Origin of the sequence: Pantoea sp. S61, from assembly GCF_016625145.1 — a bacterium.
In the GTDB taxonomy this organism is placed as follows: domain Bacteria; phylum Pseudomonadota; class Gammaproteobacteria; order Enterobacterales; family Enterobacteriaceae; genus Pantoea; species Pantoea rwandensis_B.
The window spans coordinates 24,405-43,940 of the sequence record NZ_JACVUO010000025.1; the positions used below are offsets into that span (position 1 = coordinate 24,405).

The window sequence follows — 19,536 nt, forward strand, 5'->3', positions numbered from 1 at the left end:
AGTCGTCGACTGCTCCAGATCTATCGTACAGACGGTTCGCCCGACATGGCTGAGCGGCGTTATATTGTCTGGATAAAACCTGCACAAACTGCTGACGCTGTCACTCCTCGATGCATCGCGTTCTTAATATTCAGCAACAGTGCTTCCACCGCATGCGTTGGTGAGCTGATAAAGATAAACGGCTACGATTAACACGTGGCCAGCCCTGCATGCTACTGATTTACTTAAAGAGAGTATTAAAATGCGGAAGTCGGCCGCGGTCACAACTTATCATTTTTATTCCAAGCATTACGCAAGATGATTCACTACCTATCGCGTAGTAACCTTTTTTTGATCGTTTTTCCCCCCATATCTGACCAACAGATTTGCGTCACTGATTTCACCTCTTTGCTGGCATTTTTACGATCTCATCCTAATATCAAATTGTCGCTTCTACTTTCCCGTATTAACGGCATATACCGATTGATCATGATTGGCACCCTGTGTGCAGCCCGGTCTCCATCAGTTCCGGGCTTTTTTATTCCGAAACTATCACTTCTGAAACCGAACCAAATCGGCTAATCCGTTCAGTAAATTCTTATCATGGAACTTTTCAAAACGTTCAAGCTTATGTTGCTATAATAGCGACGTATTCATATACACACAGCAAGCGTTATGCGTACGAAAAGAGAATTTTCCACTGAACGAATTTTTACCCGCCTCTGCGCGGGTTTTTTTGTGACAAATGGCTGGAATATTCAGGAACAACCATTATCATAACAGCGTTCCGGTTCTCCTCGGAATTACCAACAATCTATTGATATATCAGGCAATTAAATATGCCGCCCGGACTCACTTGCTCCGGGCTTTTTTCTACCCAAAAACTGTCACATCTGTATTCAGGTTTAACCGGGATTTAACTACTTAAGTATTTCTGATATTTCTTGTAAGATTCCAGAATTAACACTTTACTTGCGAACGTTAATTTTCGCTAATAAATATCAGACAATTACACTAAAAATGGGTTGTTTACGAACCATATATTGTATTAATAATGTTACATTTACCCTTCAACATTAGTGATGTGATGTTGTACGTTACAAACTCCAGTTTAACGCCCGCTCCATTTTTGCCAGCGGGTTTTTTTTCGTCCAGGCGGCTCAGATAACAACTTTTGTTGCTGGAAAGTACATGATGGTAACAAACCATAAGGTTCGATAGTTTCCCAAAGATTTACCGCGCTTTAGCTCACTCGCTGCGCGGGCTTTTATGCTGCTATTGTCTACATTAATAACTGGCGTGAAAGACTGATGCTGTGTCTGCAGAGGGCTGAGTGAGATACCGGTTTATACCGGCTTTGACCACGGTGCTTGTCAGTATGATTGTGCCTTTAATGCAGGCATAATGAACTCCCATGCTCTGGTGACCCGACGCATCATTGCAGGCCAATAAAAACCATAAAATATTTTTATGAATTCTCCGCACAGGACTGAACTCAAGGGCAGCCTGTGCTTTTTTTTTGCGCGCACCCGGGAAAATTTATTGTGCTCCCGCGCCCGGCGGGACTCCATCATCTAACGGCATGACATTTGCCGCATGGAAGCGCATCACTGCCATTTCGCCCTTATGAGCCAGATCAGGAGTCACGAGAGTATCCGATCAATGCACTTCACGTGCTGGTCCCGTCTATCGGCAGTATGAACAATCGCTTTAACCGGTTTGAAGCGGATCCTTTCATTCAGTGTATGCCGAAAGCGACCTTACAAAATACCGATGGATGAGGCACTTTTGCTTCTGAAAAAATACCGCTATCTGTGACTGAATCTTTTGTCAGACGCAGGCTGGCTGATATGCCCCGGCCCCGAAGTCTGTGTCAGGTTGACTCTTTCAGTTCCATAAGGAATAAGAATGCAGCCGTATGATTTAAAGAATACCGTTTTAAGACAAACTGCCATTAAAGTCAGAGGATCACATAACCTTATTTTTATGCTTGCAGCGGGAAAAACGCCTCCCGATAAAGACATTGTCTTTAATGAAGGTGCGAAGGAAACAATGCCCCTGACAGATTAGGTGAACAAATTTTACAATTACCCTAAAAAGCCGGCCGTTTTTTTACCGTCGTTAATATCATACGTGCGTTATTTAACATTGCTCAGCGTATCAGGTTTTCTTTACGCGCATTTCGGAGCCCCCTACCTTGCGGAACAAAAAATAATATCTACCTGAATTTTTTCCGGCTACGGTGCAGCCGGAAAATTGATGGAAAGACGTTACTTTTATTCAGAATGATATTGAGCAGGTTAAAAATCCCTTCAGGTCCGGCTTATTGAGATACATATTATGATTACCATTAATGAAAATTTTACCGCAAAACAATGGATCCGGAACATGGAGCAGGCTTCCGTCGTGGATGAGAAGCTGATCAGCAACATCTCCTCTGCTGCCGGGAAGATGCCTGATCATTTTGACGTCAGCCTTCTCTCTCTTCCGGAGTGATTTTGCATTATCCCGTTCTCACCAGGCATGGAGGGTAGAGTGCCTGGTACGCCCCCTGCCCCGTATTTTTCCACACTTTTCCTTTAGCGCCAGCGGGTTACGTATCCTTTCCGGCCGCGAGCGCCGCCGGAGGCCCCGCTTTTTATTTCGCGCCGTCCAGGTTATTCTCCGTATACGGGAGAAAAGCCGGAAAACCGATCCGAACAGGATCCGCCGCGGATCGATTTATTCCCGTGGTTTTCGCTGGACAGACGCGCGAAAATACGTTCTCACCCGCCAGACAACGGAGATTAAAATTCTGGGCACTTTACCCCGCGAACTGACGCAGAATTCACGCAGCGGCGTCGCTGAACATAATCTGCACAATCCGGACGCCGCGCGCTACTTTGACTACGGAAGCGCCGTGGCGCTGCGCAACCTGGCCGCCGCCTACGGCACCGACATGCCGCGCTACCTGCTGGCGCCCGAGGTGGCGGTGCTGCTGGCTAAGGTGACCGATCTCCGCAAACGCCTGTTCATCGACGCGCTGTGGAACACCGGCGGCCGGCTGAACGAAATTCTGCCGCTGGTCCGGGAGGATTTTGTGCTGGACGACCCGCTCACCGGGACGCCGCTCGCCTCGCCGTTCGTGGTGCTGCGCACCCTCAAGCAGCGCGGGCTGGAAGAGGCCGCAAGAAACCGCAGCCGGCGGCGCGGCCGCCCCACGAAGGAGGAGCAGCAGGCGGAGCGCGAGGCGGAGGCCGCCATCCGCGACAACCCGCCGCGCGCGGTGCCGCTCACCGATCCGGGGTTCGTGCAGCGGTTAAGGGAGTGGTTTGCGACGGTGAGCCCGCCGGCGGGCGCAAAGCTGTGGGACATCCGGAGCGAGGACACGGCGCGCAGCTGGATAAGCCAGGCGGTGGCGGTGGCGGCGCGTGACGGCGTCACGTTTTCCATCCGCCCGGTGACGCCCAAGACGTTCCGGGACTCGTTTGCGATGCACCTGGTGCAGCACCAGGTGCCGCAGAAGGTGATCCAGACGCTGATGGGGCATAAGGACGCGAAGTCCACCGAGTGGTACACGCGGGTGTTCGCGCTGGACGTCACGCGCCAGCTCGGCGTGCGGTTCTCGATGGATCCGGAAGAAGCCGGCCGGCTGCTGCTGCCCTCCAGATAAGTTGTGGACAGCTGAACGCCGCGACGTTGCGGCGTTCAGAATCTCAGTGCCGAGTTAGCAGGCTGGAAAGTGAGGAGTGCAACCGGGTGGCGCTGAAACTATGACGGTCATAGCTCATCCGCATGTAGCTGTCGATTTCATCAAGCCGCATACTGTTTCTCACAGAGACCGGCGTGTCAAAAAGCATCTTGAGCAGATAAACAAAATCGTGCCCGTTGCAGATGGTGTAACAGTCAGGCGTCGTCAGGTCCAGCCTGCGCATTTCATTCAGTAAATCCGCACTGCCCAGGGGCGTTTGTCTTCCGGGGCTTCTGGCTATTACGTGACTGATATAGGCCATCTCATCGACAATGACATCGGTTTCGTTAACGGATATAAAGTCTGGATACCGCATCCCTTTGAAGTTCAGACCTGCGCGATTAAGATAGTTGAACCACTTCAGCAGGCCCAGCCTGTAGCTTGCCAGCAGGACGCTCTGCTTGATCCTATGACAGAATGGGACAGCGAGAGCACCGTTTGTCAGACGGCGCTGCGCGAAGTGCATAATAAATTTGTCCACCACGCCGCCCTCAACGAGCATCATCTCCAGATCGTGAGCGTCCGTGAAATAGATACCTTCATGGCTGACGTCGCTCAGCCTGTCGAAATCGGCGTCACATACGCCATAAACAGCATCATTTCCTGCGCTTCTCAGCTTGCTGACCGCACGTATTACCTCACTTTTTCCACTCTCCGGAGAGTCATAGAGGATCCGGTCATCGAGACGATGCGTATTAAAAAAGCTGATATCGGTAATGCCTTCGACCACGACCAGGATCCGGTCACTGTTCATCCCGTTACGCATGGCCATCAGCATCGCGCTCATCCAGTCCTCTTCACCGATTGCGTCGCGAAGCGAACTCATTCCGGTTTTCCTCCGGCTTCAGGCGCGGCTTTGTCGCGATGCGCAATATCATATAGATCGAACGTCAGCGGCCAGTTTTTACTGATCACGGCCGGTGAGTGAGTGGCGATGATAACTTTCTCGTAAATGTTAATTTTCTGAATTTTCTTCAGTGAGTCCAGGAACGTCTGCTGCCACGCCACGTGCAGGGAAATCTCAGGTTCATCAATCAGGATGACTTTATGCGTGCGCAGATTAAAGATAAGGCAGAACAGCAGCACTATCTGATTCTGCTCGCCCGATGACAGCATGTTGCGCCCGACGGGGTCTCCGTTCTCACTGATGAAGCTGAATCCCTGTTCCCGGCTGATATGAACATGCTTAAAGGCCAGGACTTTTTCCCGCAGGATCGATTCAAACAGATCAATTTTCTGGTGCAGCGTTTCAAACGGCGACAGCTTCTCCATCGCATCGTTGATATACAGGTCAAGCACGTTCAGGTATTCACGGCTACCTTCCATGGCGTCCCCTTCATCCGGAAGCAATTCTTCCTGCTTCTGGATCAATCCAAATTTCATATAGTCACGTCGTTTGCCCTGGATACCAATAAGACGTTCTTTTATATTGCTGTAATATAAGTTCTTTTGCAGCTGAAGCCGCTCAAAAAGCCTGATAGGAAAGGTGGCATCCAGTTTCTGGCTGAGCGCAGCGGATTCGTCTTCAGCTGTTTCCATGAGTTTACGCAGCTGACCGGCGCATCGATCGATTACCGTTGTACCGTCACTGGCTTTATCCAGACGGTCAGCGCGTATAAACGATATGAATCCTGAAGGGAAAAGCGTGCTGAGCACATCTGATTTCAGACGGGCATATACAGGTATGCTGTTGGGTGCATTTTTATCATCACCTCTTAAAGCGCCCATGGTCCAGAAGCCAACCGGCAGCTTATCTTCTTTCAGCGTCAACACTTCAGACATGGGGTCTGCACCCGAAACACCCTCCGACAGAAGGTCCAGTCTGCCAGACTCATCGCCTGTGATGGAGACAGTCCCTTTCAGATGGTAAAGCGTGATTTGTTCAAATTTCAGGGTACAGAGTACGTTCAGATTATTGGCCATGATACTGTGGAGAATATTCAGGATCATGGTCTTACCGTATCCATTCGGACCGGTGAGCATGGTTATCTCGTTCTCATTAAGCGGAATGCTGTAATCGAGCAAGCCGAACAGCTTCCTGATTTCGAGTCGGATCAATTTCAAATCAATATCCTTATTTTATCCGAGCCAGAAACGTGCTTCGGGAAAGTATTATATTGTGATGTTTTTTGACTATGTGTGGCGTAATTATACTTATGCTGCTCATACAAAAAAGCCACCGGGAAGGCATAAGGCAATTTTCTCATGGCATCATAGATGCAAAGCTTGAATAACCGCCTTATCGGAGGTGTCCTGCACGGTGAGAGCTGACCAATTCTGACCATCTGTCTCCATCTTCTGACAGATAGCCGGTGCGTTTATCCCTGAAAACCTGCAGCGGCTACTGTTTGCGCCATGGAACGTGCCAGGTACTGCCATCTTTCGACGTGAAATTTCCTGCCTTATCGTCCGTGCGGAAACACCGCATGTCTTTACCGTCAGCGGTGATGCAGTTTGTCCAGGACAGTGGCAAGCCTTCCGTCTGCTCCTGCAGCTGTGCGAGCGTTGAGCGACGCGCCTGTATCTCATCCATCGAGGGAACAAGCCTCACAATAAGCGTGATGGCCGTCACGCATATCATCCCCTGCGCGGCCAGAAACCAGAGCCAGTTGCGCCAGCCAAGCGACCGGCAGGCGCGCTCATAGCGTTCGGCTGCCTTCTCTGCTGCCCGGTCGGCTTCGCGGAAGTGGCCCGCCAGAAGCCTGGCAGACTCCTGCGCGGTTGACCCGGCAATGGACGTGACGGCACTGATGACCTCCTCACTCACGTCCCGCATCTGTCTTTCATGCGTGGCGGTGACCTTAAGCAGCGCTGACGTAGCTCTCTCTGCCGTTGATCCCTGCTGCTTTGCCGCCTGAAGGAGCCGGTCTGCGGCATCAAAAAACAGGCGTATGTCGTGTTCGCTGACGGCGTTGGTGTTTTTCACAGGCTCAGCTCCCTCCCTCTGTCATGTTCAAATGTCTGCGCTATGTTCAGCTCTGTCTGACGCTCCGTATCCTGCCTGTACTCAAGCCATTTTTCATGCGTCATCGACAGCTCCATGATGTTTTTCAGCTCTGCATACCGCAGGTTGCCCTTACCGTCGCACACGACGATCAGCGCGCCCGCGCCGCTCTCTTCATCGACCCCCTGGCACCACCGGACCAGTTTCAGGTAGTTACCGACGGCCTCCGGATCGTCATCCTGAGCCGAAAAGATGCTGCGCGTAGTCTGTGCAATAAAGCGCTCAAGGTTCAGGGGCTCAGCCTGACGGGCCGGCAGGGAAAGTGCGCTGAGGTAGCTCGAAAAGTAGGTTTTTACGCCCGCTTGTGCGTCTGGTTTAGTCTCGACGTACCAGTGGATCCGGTGCGACAGCGGCGTCAGTGCCTTATTACACGTCAGCGTATGCGAGAGCTTTCTGAAGCGGGCCTCCTCTTTACCCGACCGGCTAGACGCGGACTTGAACTCAATCAGCCGCAGCGTGCCGGGGAAGGAGAGCAGAACGTCACCCAGCGCCTTGTCTTCTGGCGTCTGCTGGAGAAGGTTGACCGAGCCCGGTAGAACGTTGCCGCCCAGCTGCGCGCCCACAGAAATGCCCAGTCCATAAAGGAAATTACCGATGACCACGTTTTCATAGAGCTTCACTGTCTGCTTCCCTTCCTCTGCTGCCGGCGGTCCGGTAACATTATTTTCATACCCGAACCGTCGCTATCCGTTGTCGCCTGCAGGTTACCGGCCTCAGATCCTTAAAGATGATTGTATTAAGCTGAAATTTTCACATTACAGCCTGCGTGGCGCAAGCGTCGCCCAGACGGAGGGCTGCCCGGCTGAGGATCCTTAACGATGCTGAAGACGATCGATTTAATCCTTCCATATTTAGTATCACTCTTCACGATAATGAATGTTCACTTATCTACTCGGTACAGTGGATCATCCGGATGCGGGTTACCCGGTATAGTGGAGTTTCATCCGGTTTATCGCTCTCTGAATTGCATGACGTAGTCATCTTATCTCTAGTCAGGCCAAGGGGCAGGCACGCTATCCACTGTAACGGGCGCACGCCGCATGTAGAACTTAATGCAAAGTTATTTACCCGGTGCAGTGGATAAGCCTCCCTTTATTTTCCCCCGTTATAGTGTATAGGGATGTCTCTTATGATTACCCGTTACAGTGGATGACGCGAAAGTATTACGAGTAACGGAATAATAAAACATTCGAAAACATTAACCAGAATAAGAAAGTAAGTACAAACAAACATATAAATGAATCTGGCGAAATTATGTAGCATTCAGGACAGGGGGCTTCCAGAATCAGTAGCCAATGGCCAGGTTTTAAAATCTGCATGTGGTCACCCGCATCCACTGTAACGGGGAGTTAAAACCCGCAATCCATTGAAGCTGGGAAGGATCAGGAGAGAGATTAAACGGGTAAGAACAAGCAGACTATGATCATCATTTTCCAGGAAGGTCGCCGTGCTCTGTACAGGGTAATTTACCCGGTATAGTGGATGTCCACTATACCGGGTAAATCATAGTTTTGGATTCCGTTTGAGGATGTTGAGGACGTAATCGCCGCCCTCTTTTTCAACGGAATATTCAAGGAAGCCAATATCATTAAGCTGCTGTAAAGCTTTTTTAATCGTGGCGTTTTGATTACCCAGGTGTGATGTCAACTGGAGACGCTCACGTAACCGGTCAAAACCAATGCGATAGAAGTTAGGGGGCAGTTCTGCCAGGTAGAGATACAATGCCTGGGCAGATTCCTTCCGGGACAATACCTGTAATGCTTTAAGGTAGAGGCGTGTTTTGCCATCTACCCGGTACAGTGTATTGAGTTTCTGGTTGGGCTTGATGAATATTTTACCCGTGCTGCTGTCGTAGTAGGTCGACTCAACAAGGTGCATGTTGATGGTAATACGATCGTCTGTGCCGGGTACTGACTTTACAAAGCTGATGTTAGTACGTGCGATGCGCGTGAGAGAGGCGTCAAAGCGCTCTTTAAGCTGCTTATCAATGCGCTTGGTATCAAAACCACAGTATTTGGCAAAGTCAGCAAAATTGAGCTCCAGTTGATGGTCCCTATCCATCTTCTTAGTGGATAAGGCATAGACAATACCGACCCAGACCTTGAAATCAGTGTCCATGTCGAGTCTTGGCCCGTAAATCTGAATCTGATTATATCCCTCACCCTCTACAATGGATAATCTGGACAGGGAGTCGGTTGCATCAACGCTATGGTTCTTTCTCCCACCCTTTCCAGTGGATTTAAGAGTGGGTACAAAGACTCCCAGACGGAGCAAAACTTTTGGCTGGATTGTCTGACGAAGATTGGGGATCAGATGTATAACTTCACCCGAACTTTTCGCTTCCTCATTGATTATCAACCCTAAGTTACTGTTATCCATAGATATTATTCATTGATGACCAGTGGGGGTAAGATCTTAATAGTACCCGCCATAGTGGATCAATACCACCCGGCACAGTGTACTATTTACCCGGCACAGTGGATAATTCACCCGGCACAGTGTATGTACCCCCCGGCACAGTGTATCGCTCCCCTCTGAGACCCGCGAAAACAGTGGGTTAGCAAGGATCCTAATCTTTATTGATCTAACTTTGATCCTTATATGATCCTATTATTTAATCTATCCAGTGAATAACTCACACGATAAATATGTACAGGGTATGCATGCCCGTTCAAACTTTCTTGCTCAGTTCTACGTAAACAGCAGCGGTCATCCATCATAGCGAGCATTGATCGACAAAATAAAAGGATGTCCCTCTGCTCTTTGCTATTGAGCAGTTGCGAGGGGAGCCGGATGAGTTAGTGGATGAGAAACCCGACTGAATAATGCAGGACACAAATGAAGCCATAAATAGCCCTGTAGCTCAGCTTTTACCGTCCCGGACGGGCTCAACCAGCTCCCTGCCCTGATTGTGTATGTTGCCCACCTTTGTGCTGACCGGGTGCCACGTGAACGCCTTTTCCGGCAGCGCCGCGTCACGGGCTATTTCTTCCGCCCGTTCGGGTGACGTATCGGGGCTCAACCACTCACGAACGGCGTCAGGAGAAATCACCAGGGGACGTCTGTCGTGAATGTCGACCATACCCTAACTGCTGGCAGCCGTCACAATGACAAATCCCTCTTTGCCGTGCTCCTGACCGTACGGCTGTTTACCGATGGTGGCAAAAAACAGGGGCTGCTTTTCTTTGTGATAAATGAAGAACGGCTGCTTTTTTGCGCTCTCTTTCTGCCATTCGAACCAGCCGTCAGCCGGCACAATGGCGCGTCCATGGTGCCACAAAGGCTTAAACATCCGGCCGCTCGCCGCCGTTTCACCGCGGGCATTTATGAGCGGCTGCTTATCCCACCACTCCGAACGGTAGCCCCAGAATACGGGGTCAAGCCGCAGCGCGTCCTCCTGCTCGTTAAGGAACAGGACGCGCGTACCCGGCGCCACGTTGTACCGGCCGATGGGCTCAGGATCGAAAATAATTTCGTCCGGCTTCAGGCCGAGCGCGTCAAAATATTCATCACGGCTCCTGCACTGCGCAAATCGTCCGCACATAGACACCTCCTGCTTTAAGGATAGCGGGATATACTGACTGACGTCAGGAGGATTTACCATGTCACACAATTTAGCTGCCCGGAGCCCGGAGGAGCGCGCTAGGATGAACGTGGATCTGGCCGCCTCAGGCGTGGCGTATAAAGAGCGCCTTAATCTGCCCGTTTTCCCGCCTGAAGTTGAAAGGGAGCAGCCGGAGGCGCTGCGGGATTACTTTAGGGAACGCCTGCAGCATTACCGGAATCTGGCCCTGAAGTTTCCGCGCGGGGCCGATCCGGTTTATCAGAAAGAACCAAAGGGGGAATGAAAGGGATAACGGCCGGGGCAGATACAGACAGAAGCCCCCGGTCAGGGGCTCGTTTGACTTCTGATGTGATGAGGCAAAAGATCCCGGTATAATGCCTCTCATCGCGAGCCCAGCAATATACAGTCCCGCCATCACGATCGCGCCGGTCAGCTCAGTCAGGTAATTACGGTCGCACCACGCGGTCTTCAGCCGAGCAGCGCGCGTCTTCCTGCCGACAGACAGGACGTCAGCGTCTGAGCGGCGCCGTCAGTTCACCGGGAATGGTTTCAATAACCCTTTTTCTGTCAGTGGTGGATTTGTTTCAGGTCGTTTTCGATCAGCCCTGTCAAGCTGATAACAGTCTGATTGTTCAAGCCCTTTCTGCTCCAACTGCTGTGCTATCGTCATCAGTTCGTCCTCATGCTTCAGCACTCTCTGCGCCAGGTTGCTGACGAAGGCTTCGGCGTCGTCGGATTTGCCTGCCAGCGTAAAGCTCATTCAAAACGCTCTTCCCTGTCACTGAACTCACGACGTTCGCTTTCTTTTTCCTGATCAATGCTCCGGTCAAACTGCACCAGCAATCGACTGGCTGCGGTGGAAATTTCAACCCGTTCAGAAGTCTGCAGTTCTGTCAGCAGGGCGCGTTGTATTTCCATCTTTGCTGACCAACCATCTGGTCTTACCGCGGGGCTAAAATTTTGCACCATTTTTTCCAGAACAACTTCAACGTTATTGCATCTAAACAGCATTGATTTTGCCAGTCCTGTCCAGGTATAGACGCCCTCGACCTGGGAATATGGCACTAAAAGCTCTGCAATATATTTGAACCGCGTGTCGGGATCCTTCTCGCCCCACGCCAGAACATCCTCGGGGTTTAATTCGCCTTCTTCCAGCGGATAGTTATACAGCATAAACGACAAACTCTGCGCTACCTCCTCGTCTAGCTTACCCTCCTGGGAAGAAAGCAGGTTCAGTATGATCGTAAACTTTTCACTGATGACTATTCTGAGGATTTTATGCAGATCAAATGAGTATATATTCAGACTGGAGCAGAAAAATATTGCCTCAACTAATTTGTGAAGTTTCTCTTCTGAAGCGTTTTTAAAAACTCGTTTGGCCAGAGTTTCAAAGTGATGAGAGTTTTCATACTTATCCTGACTCAATAGCAAATAAATGAAATCCTGAGAATATCTGATTATATCATCCGATGGATTATAACTTTTTAATGAGTGATAATTAATCCTCATGTCGAGGATATCAAGCACGCATTTATAGCCATTATTACAGGACCGTAATGCGTTTAATAAATCAATAAGAGTATCGTCAGTGAGCAAAGCATGTCGCTGCCCATTAGCGATGGCTGAGTATGACGTTGCATCAGCCCCTTCTTTGGATAGATGTAATTTGATTCTTCTTACAGCACTCTCGTCTAAAGGGACGGATATCTGAAGTGCAGGGTAAAGAGTCATGGTGAGTGGGTTATCAACATATTCATCAAGTAATTCATCTACCAGAATTCTGTCTTCGCGATAAAGGCCAGCAAATGCACTGCAGATGAATGCCATATTCAGCCTGCCGAAATCTGGATCAGAAAGGTTTTCCTTTAACTTTTGGAAAATAAATTCCCGGCACACAGTATTACTGCTGATCCTTACAGCAAATTCACACATGCGGAAATCATTCCCTTTTTCAGTTAGGCATCTTGATATAATTTCTCTGATTATCTTTCTGGATTTACCTAACAACTCATCCGCAAGGGCGGCTGTTTTTTCCAGTGCGATCTCGTAGCCAAGTTTTTTTGTGTTATCCTGTTGGTTATTGTCTTCCAGACCGAAAAAAGAATGCTCATCAGAGAATAAAAATAACTCGATTTTCTTTTCAAATGTGTCCGGGCTTGCTGCGGCTTCAAGTTCTATGAGTTTATCTTTTCCATCAAAAGAGTTTTTCTCATCATCGAACTTTAAAGCCATGGAAACCGCACTCCAGATAACAGGAGAAGTTTTGTTATCCAGATTTCTGATTATTATGTCGTATAGAGCTTGCCTTACGGAGTCAATGCCGATGATCCATAGCCCGCGAAGGTGATTCGTTAACAGCTTTATTATATCAGATTGCCAGTCTGGAAACATTTTGACTGTCTCATCAGTAAACTTTAATACGCCGAGGAACCATCTCTCGTATTCCTGATAACTTTGTGGATTATAGCCATAATCTCTGACGCTGGAGCCGAAATCGAAGCCGAGGTGAGAAACAAAGTTGCCGGTCTTAAGCATGCATCCAATCAGGTTTATGCTGATGTCCCGCCGCGGATTTTGAATGCGTTCCTTTATGAAACTTAACCGTTGCTCGGGAGAAGCATGCGTCCCGGAGAGATGAGCGTAAAAAAGGCTGCTGAGAATATCCTTTACGGAATTAGTCTTTTCATCCTTCTTCTCGCTGAGCAAGAAATGATAAAGCATGGAAGCGCTGTCGTAAAAATATCTGCTCTCATAGGCCAGTGAACGAAGCAGGCGGGTGATGGTGATGACAGCAGGATTTTCACGGGTGCAGAATGTCGCGTCTTTTTCAGCCATGCGCCTCAGAAAATCCAGGGTTTCTGACTGGGCAATGGGTGCAATATTGGAAATCAGCGTGAAGCACTGGGTATACGCTGAATTTTTGGCAATCGGTAAATTTACAAGATATGTTTGAAATAAGCCATCAGGTGCCAGAAGCGATTGGGCGTATGAATATGCTTCCGCTGAGTTGCTTAAATAACCCAGGCGACGCGTTAGCGAACTGAACATGCGGGGCGTCAAACCTGGATTAATATGCTCCGAAATTTTTGCGTGCGACATGTTCTCCAGAGCCAGCTGAGCCAGACCGTTCGCAATAGGGTGCGGAAGTACAGCCATCCATATGCCCCGAGTCTGCGCAAGCCCTCTGCGTTTAAGTTCTCTTGCACTGCGTAGCAAATCATCATATTTGATGCCGGACAGCCGGCTCAGACAGTCAAGCTCCTCGCTGTTGCCTTTCTCAGCTTCTAGCTGGAAGGAGTAAATGAGGGACAGAGCTTCTGCACTTCTTTGTATTCCCTCCTCTGCTGCATGCCGCTGATTAAAGAGCCTGTGGAATAGCTCCCGATTCTTTAATCTGGATATGTCGTCATCCCGGCCGATCGCCGATGCAAGGGCTATAGCTACCCGCGCATTTCCGCCTGAAAAATCGGCAATTTTATGAATATTGTTCAAGCCAATATGCTTGTAATTAGTTTTTATTAATTCTTTTATGAGCTCATCTGAACCTGCGTCCATAATTATTACGTCAGTGTTCTCTGGGATATCTTCCCTTATGTCATACTCAATAGTCAGAAGGCTGACAAAGCCAGTATCTTTTTCCAGTTGTTCAGTGAGCGTTTTATGTAGGTCCGATCCACAGTTATCCACTATCAGGACTGCCCTAAATCCGCTCGATACAAGCTTTTCAAGCAATGCCGCAGGCACCGGGTCCGGATTTCGCGCTGTATCAGTGTAAAACACCGACTCCTGTGGAAGCGGAGCAAGCCCGGTATCGGGCTCAAAAAGGGCCTGCGCAAACCTAGTTTTACCGACGCCGGAAAGCCCCACCAGTCTTATCGATGCTCCAGCAACTCTCAGGCGGTTGCGCACAGAGTCAATGATTTTGAGGGCGCCTATTATTTCTCCTGGTGCTTTACTGGATACAGAAAATTTAACTTTTTCATCAACTATGTAACCGGCTTCGTTGTTCGGACCGGTCCAGTTACCGTACCCTGACCAGCCGCTATAATGCTTTCCCGTATTTTCCCTCAACCATAAAGTCTGGCGGTCAGTTTTTTCCTTAAAAATAAAATTCTCAATCAGCTGATAGACCAGGTCTTCACGATCGTCAGGTTTGCAGATGCTTTTATGATCTTTGTCAACCGGTATCATATGTGCGGTGAGCCCTGCATCTGAACTGTCAGGTTTTACTATCCAGCCTATAAAACCCGTGTTCTTGGTTTCGCCTAGGTTCAGAGTTGGAACTTTATACTGACGCTCCCAGTCACGAAACCATACATTAAGCTCTCTCAGGTCAGGGTTGTTCCTGTATAAATAAAGTGTAGCGGCTGACGGGCTTAACTTAATTAAGTTCATTACCAATCTGACAGGCAGACTATTGCCGATTGTGGACAGGTCTGAGCCGGTATGCGGGGTACCCATAAATCCAGTCCCAGTTACCCTGGACAAAAGTTGGTTCGCTTCATCTCTGAAAGATTTGCGGTCTTCAGCTATCCTGATCAGCTGCTTTATTATCAGTCCACCCATACTGTGACCGATAAAAATTATTTCTCCGGTTTTTAACTCTTTTTTAATGAACAGATTTTCGGCGATATTCGCCGCCCGGTCTTTAAATGACATCGCATCGTCAATGAAATAAGTCACCTTTGACTCGTATTCTACTGACCAGACGCATACATCGGATTTATTGTCTGCAAGCCAAACTGGCCAGAAAACGTTTTTTTCTCTGCTGCAGGACCATGTTTCTTTGTAGTTCCCGCCTAACCCGTGAATAAAGATGACGTGCTTTCCTGCCTCTCTGTCTCCGGCCATGTGATGAATCTTTGACATGCAGTTCCCTCTGGTCTGACGGGTTTAGTTTTATCTGGCTGGCTGGCTCTGTGAGTGCCGGTCATGAATAGGAGCATCAGATCCGCAACCCAGTGCAAATTCGGTGGTAGCTTCGCGCTGCGCATGCGCACGGCGCCGGGAAAGCGCCAAAGATACTCTTTCGGACACATTCTCTTGCCCAGAATAAATCCATGCTAGCGCGTAGCAGTGAGTTTCTCACTGTTTTTCCGCAGATCCGTAGAGGCAAAGTAGGAACACGCAAAATCTGCCGCAAAGGTACTTGCCCCTTACCGCCGGCCCTTTCATCCCGTTATACTGTGAAAAAACAGGAGGCTGGCGTGAAACTGAAAATGCAGGAACTGAGACTGTTCAATCTCGTGTTTGAGAGCGATGCCGGCTGGATACTCGATTTCTCCAACCGTACGCTGTCGGCTTTTTTTGATGAAGAGCTGAACATTGATATTGATGATGAACGTTATCAACTGGAGGGAACCTCAAAAGCCAAACGGGTCAGATGTCTGCTCAAACAGGTGGATCGCGAGACCGCCCTGCGGGTTCTTGGAGCCCTCTGGCAGCACAAAATGGAGTCTATACCTGAGCAAGCCGAACGAAGCCGCAATGACTATCTCGCACTGATTTCCCGGCTGGAAAACGTTGATAAAGATATCGCCAAAGGTGCCAGACCTGTTCAGGTTTGGAACGGTGTTGACTGGCCTTCACTGATAGCCGAAATGAACGCGATGAAATCACTGGCCCCCCATCCCCGGGGTTTCCGGTTTGAAGCTTGGCTTGCTGAACTGTTCGCTACTTTTAAGCTTGCCCCACGTTCATCATTCCGTAACACGGGTGAACAGATTGACGGCAGCTTCCGACTGAATGATGACTTTTACCTGATGGAAGCAAAGTGGAATCAAAAGAGAACGCCGGCGGCAGATTTACACGTATTCGAAGGGAAACTCAGCACCAAGGCAAAATGGGCCCGGGGCGTGTTCATCAGCTGGATGGGGTTTACTGATGAAGGTCTGGCGGCCTTCGGGAAAGGAAAACGGGTGATCTGTGTCAGTGGTTATGATCTTTATCATTCGCTCAGTCACGGTATCGCTCTGCCCGACCTGCTGGAAGCCAAGCTCCGCCATGCGGCTGAAACCGGGGAGCCTTATGCTGAGTTCGATAGGCTCTACACTCTTAAGGAGAAAATACTCGGCACGCCGGAATAACCTGTCGGGTGAGACAGGAAACTCCCCAGAATAGCGTGGCTTACTTCGGCCAGTCTTCAATAACCAGCCCCGGCACCCGCTCAAACTCTCTCACATTGTTCGTCACCAGCACGGCGCCGGCGGCGATGGCGTGCCCGGCGATCGCGGTGTCGTTCGGGCCGATCGGCGTTCCGGCCAGCCGCAGCGCCAGATGGCCGCGATGGTCGATGACCTGCCGAAGTACCTCCTGGCACCGGAGGTCAGCGCCCTGCTCCACTTCATGCCCGGCCTGCGCCGCAAGATGCTGTTTACCACGCTGTGGAACACCGGCGCGCGCATTAGCGAGGCGCTCGCGCTTACAAGAGGGGACTTTCTGCTGCGCCAGCAGTACCCTTTCGTGAAGCTGGCCACGCTCAAGCAGCGCGAGGATAAGGCGGAGCACCGGGCCGCCGGCGTCGTGCCCCACCGGCTTGTGCCTCTGTCCAACGCGCAGTGCGTGACGCAACTGGTGATGATGATCGCCACCCTGCTCATACCCATTGAGCGCCGGGGCGAAAAGACGGGGCGCACGGAGCGGGTGCGGCTGTGGGACATCACCGACCGCACGGCGCGCACCTGGCTGAACGAGGCCACCGAAGCGGCGGCGTCAGAGGGGGGCCGTTTCTAGGTACTGGTTACCCTGCACACCTTCCGGCATAGCTACGCCATGCACATGCTTTACGCCGGCATGCCGCTTAAGGCGCTGCAGAGTCTGCTCGGACAAAAAAGCGCGAAGTCGACGGAGATCTACACAAGAGTGTTTGCGCTGGACGTGACAGCTAGAAACAAGGTGCAGTTTCAGATGCCGGGTAATGAGACTGTGGCAATGCTTAAAAAGTGAATATTATTATAAGGTTAATTGTTTGTCGGATTGTTATCTTGCTAGTCTATTTAGATAGCAAGATAGCAAGATAGCAAGATAGCAAGATAGCAAGATAGCAAGATAACAAGATAACAAGATAACAAGATATTAAGGTAGTAAGATAACCTTACTGTAACTTTGCTGAGTTAATCAGCTTTGATCGCTCTTGCTCACTCAGTTTTTCGAAAGCCATAACTGCCGCTCTCACCACATCCGAACGGTTTACACGCAGTCCGGAGTTGTTCATCTCATCACGAATGCAGTTATCAATTGATTGAAGATTGGAATCTGCAAACGAGATGCTCACGGGCTTAGCTTTACTTTTCGCTAACATTTTCTTCTCAGTAACCACACTGAGTCCTGCAGTACCGCCGTTAATGAATGCGCTCTCGTCTTTAGGTGGTGTGTTTGCTCTGTTCCTCACAATACTAACTCCTTAACCAATGCTGAGATCTCTTCCTGAGCTTTGTCATTTTGCGTTTCATAGATAGTTAAGGACTCTGCCCAGGCATCTCTATGGGCTTTACGATCGCATATGCGGGATGTGGCTAGCTGCATCTGAGGATAATCAGCTAACACTTCAGCTGCTTGATGTGCCTCATTAACAAACATATTCGTAGGGGCCATATTGAGGACTAAAAACCCTCTTACATTCTCATTGAAGTCTTTAGCTGCGGTAAATACTTCGCATGTGTGTGGGACGACATCTAAATCCATTTGTGAGGGTCTAAGCGGCGATATAAAAACATCCGCTGACATCAACCCACTTCGCATTTCAGCACTATCACGACCTGCACAATCAGCAATGACATAGTCATAAGACTTTGCATGTTCTTTAAGCATCGCTTTTATATTACCTGTGGCACCGGTAACTGGAATGTGTGGAAGAGATTCGGAACGGTTGTTATACCAAGTCAATACAGATTTTTGGTCATCTGCATCTACGATTATGACCGACTTACCCTGCGACTTCAGGCATGACGCAATCGATACAGCAAGTGTACTTTTACCGACTCCACCTTTCTGACTTCCTAATACGATAATCATGACGGCCTCTATAAATAATAAGTTATGATCTTATCATAATCACATCTTGTTATCTTAACAAGATATTTCTAAATTTATAACTTGATGATTAATATAATGTTGTTAAGTTAATAATTTAATAAGTTGTTATTGATTTCGGCTGTGGATAGTTAATGGCTCGATTAGGCGGTTACAACTCCTGCCAAACTAATCCAGACTGCTGATGCAATGCTTATCACGGGCAGCGCTTATAACGACCGGCTTCTTCATCGAACTGGTTCGTCAGACCTTATCTTACAAATGCCACAGGAATATCTTTCCAGTTTGTCGTCCAAGCAGGGGAAAGCAGCTCCCGTTTCATCTTCCACTCCGTACTGATTCCCTGACCCGCAAACCACACGTTGCCCAGCCCGGACTGGTTGATGCCGTCGAGCACCTTCATGAGCTGCGCGCTGTTGATCCGCGGCTGCGCGTCTTCAAAGAGGCCGAGCTGGCTGACCCCACTGGGGGTGAAGTCATCGAGCATGATGCCGGCCTTCATGTACCGCCGGTCATCCACCCAAATGCGGTCCAGGCTGCGCATGGCCACCTCTATGATGTCACGCGTGTCCTGAGTAGGGAGGGGGAGTTTCTCACCGGCAGTGTTACCGTAAAATATTTCATTCACGGCGTGCGGCGAGGTCCGGATAAACACGCTGATGCGCCGGCAGAACTGCCGCTCGCCCCGGAGCTTCTCTGCCGCGCGCGTCGCGTACTGGCACAGCGCCTGCTGCATGGCTACCTTAGAGGTGATGCGCTCGCCAAAGGACCGCGAGCAGCAAATCTGCTGCTTTGCCGGGGGCAACTCCTCGATCGGAATGCAGGATTCGCCGTTCAGTTCGCGCACGGTTCTCTCCAGCACCACGCTGAAGTCATCTGCGGATGAGGGCCGGGTGCGCGCGCGCCAGCTGCAGGGCATTGGTGATGCCCATGACGTTCAGTCGTTTGCCGATGCGCCGGCCAACGCCCCAGACTTCCTCCACGGGCTGATTGGCGAGCAGCGTTTCGGTGCGTTTCGGATTGTCCGTCGTCAGTGCAAGCACCCCGCGGAACTGCTTCCACTCCTTGCTTGCCCATTGCGCTGATTTTACTAGGGTTTTTGTCGGGCCCATGCCCACGCCCACGGTCAGGCCCGTTGTGGCCAGCACGTGCGCGCGAAGGCGCCGGCCGAAGTGCTCAAAGTCTTCGCAGCCATCGATGCCGTTCAGGTCGGGTAGAAACAGGCCA

At 50.0% G+C, this 19,536-nt stretch carries 13 protein-coding genes and 5 pseudogenes; 6 read left to right on the plus strand and 12 right to left on the minus strand.

Annotated elements, in window-relative coordinates; translation table 11 throughout:
• Positions 1 to 1,887 precede the first annotated feature (1,887 nt).
• From IAE30_RS27125 to IAE30_RS27135, 3 genes are all read left to right on the plus strand, one after another.
• Entirely contained in the window at positions 1,888 to 2,049 is a 162-nt protein-coding gene (locus IAE30_RS27125; protein WP_200681333.1) for a hypothetical protein, read from the plus strand.
• 270 nt (positions 2,050 to 2,319) lie between these two features.
• Positions 2,320 to 2,475, plus strand: coding sequence for a hypothetical protein (locus IAE30_RS27130; RefSeq protein ID WP_200681334.1), 156 nt, complete (start codon positions 2,320 to 2,322; stop codon positions 2,473 to 2,475).
• Between the two features lie 403 nt (positions 2,476 to 2,878).
• A complete protein-coding gene (locus tag IAE30_RS27135; RefSeq protein WP_370585641.1) occupies positions 2,879 to 3,631 on the plus strand; it encodes a tyrosine-type recombinase/integrase in 753 nt (250 codons plus the stop codon).
• Positions 3,632 to 3,674: 43 nt separating this feature from the next.
• On the opposite strand, the gene IAE30_RS27140 is transcribed toward IAE30_RS27135, so the two are convergent.
• The 6 genes and pseudogenes from IAE30_RS27140 to IAE30_RS27165 all read right to left on the minus strand — a co-directional run bounded on the left by IAE30_RS27140 (position 3,675) and on the right by IAE30_RS27165 (position 10,257).
• On the minus strand, positions 3,675 to 4,535 hold the full coding sequence (locus IAE30_RS27140) for a DUF4435 domain-containing protein (protein WP_200681335.1): 861 nt from the start codon (positions 4,533 to 4,535) through the stop codon (positions 3,675 to 3,677).
• Positions 4,532 to 5,773: an AAA family ATPase gene (locus IAE30_RS27145; protein WP_200681336.1), complete on the minus strand. Its 1,242-nt coding sequence runs from the start codon at positions 5,771 to 5,773 to the stop codon at positions 4,532 to 4,534. The genes IAE30_RS27140 and IAE30_RS27145 overlap by 4 nt, the downstream gene beginning before the upstream one ends.
• 277 nt (positions 5,774 to 6,050) lie before the next feature.
• A complete protein-coding gene (locus IAE30_RS27150; protein ID WP_200681337.1) occupies positions 6,051 to 6,635 on the minus strand; it encodes a hypothetical protein in 585 nt (194 codons plus the stop codon).
• Positions 6,632 to 7,333, minus strand: a complete 702-nt coding sequence (locus IAE30_RS27155; RefSeq protein WP_200681338.1) for a hypothetical protein — start codon at positions 7,331 to 7,333, stop codon at positions 6,632 to 6,634. The genes IAE30_RS27150 and IAE30_RS27155 overlap by 4 nt, the downstream gene beginning before the upstream one ends.
• 883 nt (positions 7,334 to 8,216) lie before the next feature.
• Positions 8,217 to 9,092, minus strand: coding sequence for a RepB family plasmid replication initiator protein (locus IAE30_RS27160; RefSeq protein WP_234472875.1), 876 nt, complete (start codon positions 9,090 to 9,092; stop codon positions 8,217 to 8,219).
• A 484-nt stretch (positions 9,093 to 9,576) separates the two neighbouring features.
• Positions 9,577 to 10,257, minus strand: a pseudogene (locus tag IAE30_RS27165) (SOS response-associated peptidase family protein).
• A 58-nt stretch (positions 10,258 to 10,315) separates the two neighbouring features.
• Here IAE30_RS27165 and IAE30_RS27170 point away from each other — a divergent pair.
• Positions 10,316 to 10,561: a DNA polymerase III subunit theta gene (locus IAE30_RS27170; protein WP_200681339.1), complete on the plus strand. Its 246-nt coding sequence runs from the start codon at positions 10,316 to 10,318 to the stop codon at positions 10,559 to 10,561.
• A 345-nt stretch (positions 10,562 to 10,906) separates the two neighbouring features.
• Here the strand turns inward: IAE30_RS27170 and IAE30_RS27175 are convergent.
• Together IAE30_RS27175 and IAE30_RS27180 are read right to left on the minus strand one after the other, a co-directional pair.
• Positions 10,907 to 11,023, minus strand: a pseudogene (locus tag IAE30_RS27175) (ISNCY family transposase); the annotation flags it as partial.
• Positions 11,024 to 11,034: 11 nt separating this feature from the next.
• The gene (locus IAE30_RS27180; RefSeq protein ID WP_200681341.1) at positions 11,035 to 15,147 is read right to left on the minus strand and encodes a triacylglycerol lipase; all 4,113 of its coding nucleotides are present in this window, start codon (positions 15,145 to 15,147) and stop codon (positions 11,035 to 11,037) included.
• Positions 15,148 to 15,485: 338 nt separating this feature from the next.
• On the opposite strand from IAE30_RS27180, the gene IAE30_RS27185 reads away from it, so the two are divergent.
• The gene (locus tag IAE30_RS27185; RefSeq protein ID WP_200681342.1) at positions 15,486 to 16,364 is read left to right on the plus strand and encodes a restriction endonuclease; all 879 of its coding nucleotides are present in this window, start codon (positions 15,486 to 15,488) and stop codon (positions 16,362 to 16,364) included.
• 40 nt (positions 16,365 to 16,404) lie between these two features.
• On the opposite strand, the pseudogene IAE30_RS27190 reads toward IAE30_RS27185, so the two are convergent.
• Positions 16,405 to 16,554: pseudogene (locus IAE30_RS27190) on the minus strand (VapC toxin family PIN domain ribonuclease); the annotation flags it as partial.
• On the opposite strand from IAE30_RS27190, the pseudogene IAE30_RS27195 reads away from it, so the two are divergent.
• Positions 16,555 to 17,223 (plus strand): annotated as a pseudogene (locus IAE30_RS27195) (tyrosine-type recombinase/integrase).
• Between the two features lie 148 nt (positions 17,224 to 17,371).
• Here the strand turns inward: IAE30_RS27195 and IAE30_RS27200 are convergent.
• The 3 genes and pseudogenes from IAE30_RS27200 to umuC all read right to left on the minus strand — a co-directional run.
• On the minus strand, positions 17,372 to 17,668 hold the full coding sequence (locus IAE30_RS27200; protein WP_200681343.1) for a hypothetical protein: 297 nt from the start codon (positions 17,666 to 17,668) through the stop codon (positions 17,372 to 17,374).
• The gene (locus IAE30_RS27205) at positions 17,665 to 18,291 is read right to left on the minus strand and encodes a ParA family plasmid-partitioning AAA ATPase (protein WP_200681344.1); all 627 of its coding nucleotides are present in this window, start codon (positions 18,289 to 18,291) and stop codon (positions 17,665 to 17,667) included. The genes IAE30_RS27200 and IAE30_RS27205 overlap by 4 nt, the downstream gene beginning before the upstream one ends.
• 268 nt (positions 18,292 to 18,559) lie before the next feature.
• Positions 18,560 to 19,520: pseudogene (gene umuC / locus IAE30_RS27210) on the minus strand (translesion error-prone DNA polymerase V subunit UmuC); the annotation flags it as partial.
• Between the last annotated feature and the right edge of the window lie 16 nt (positions 19,521 to 19,536).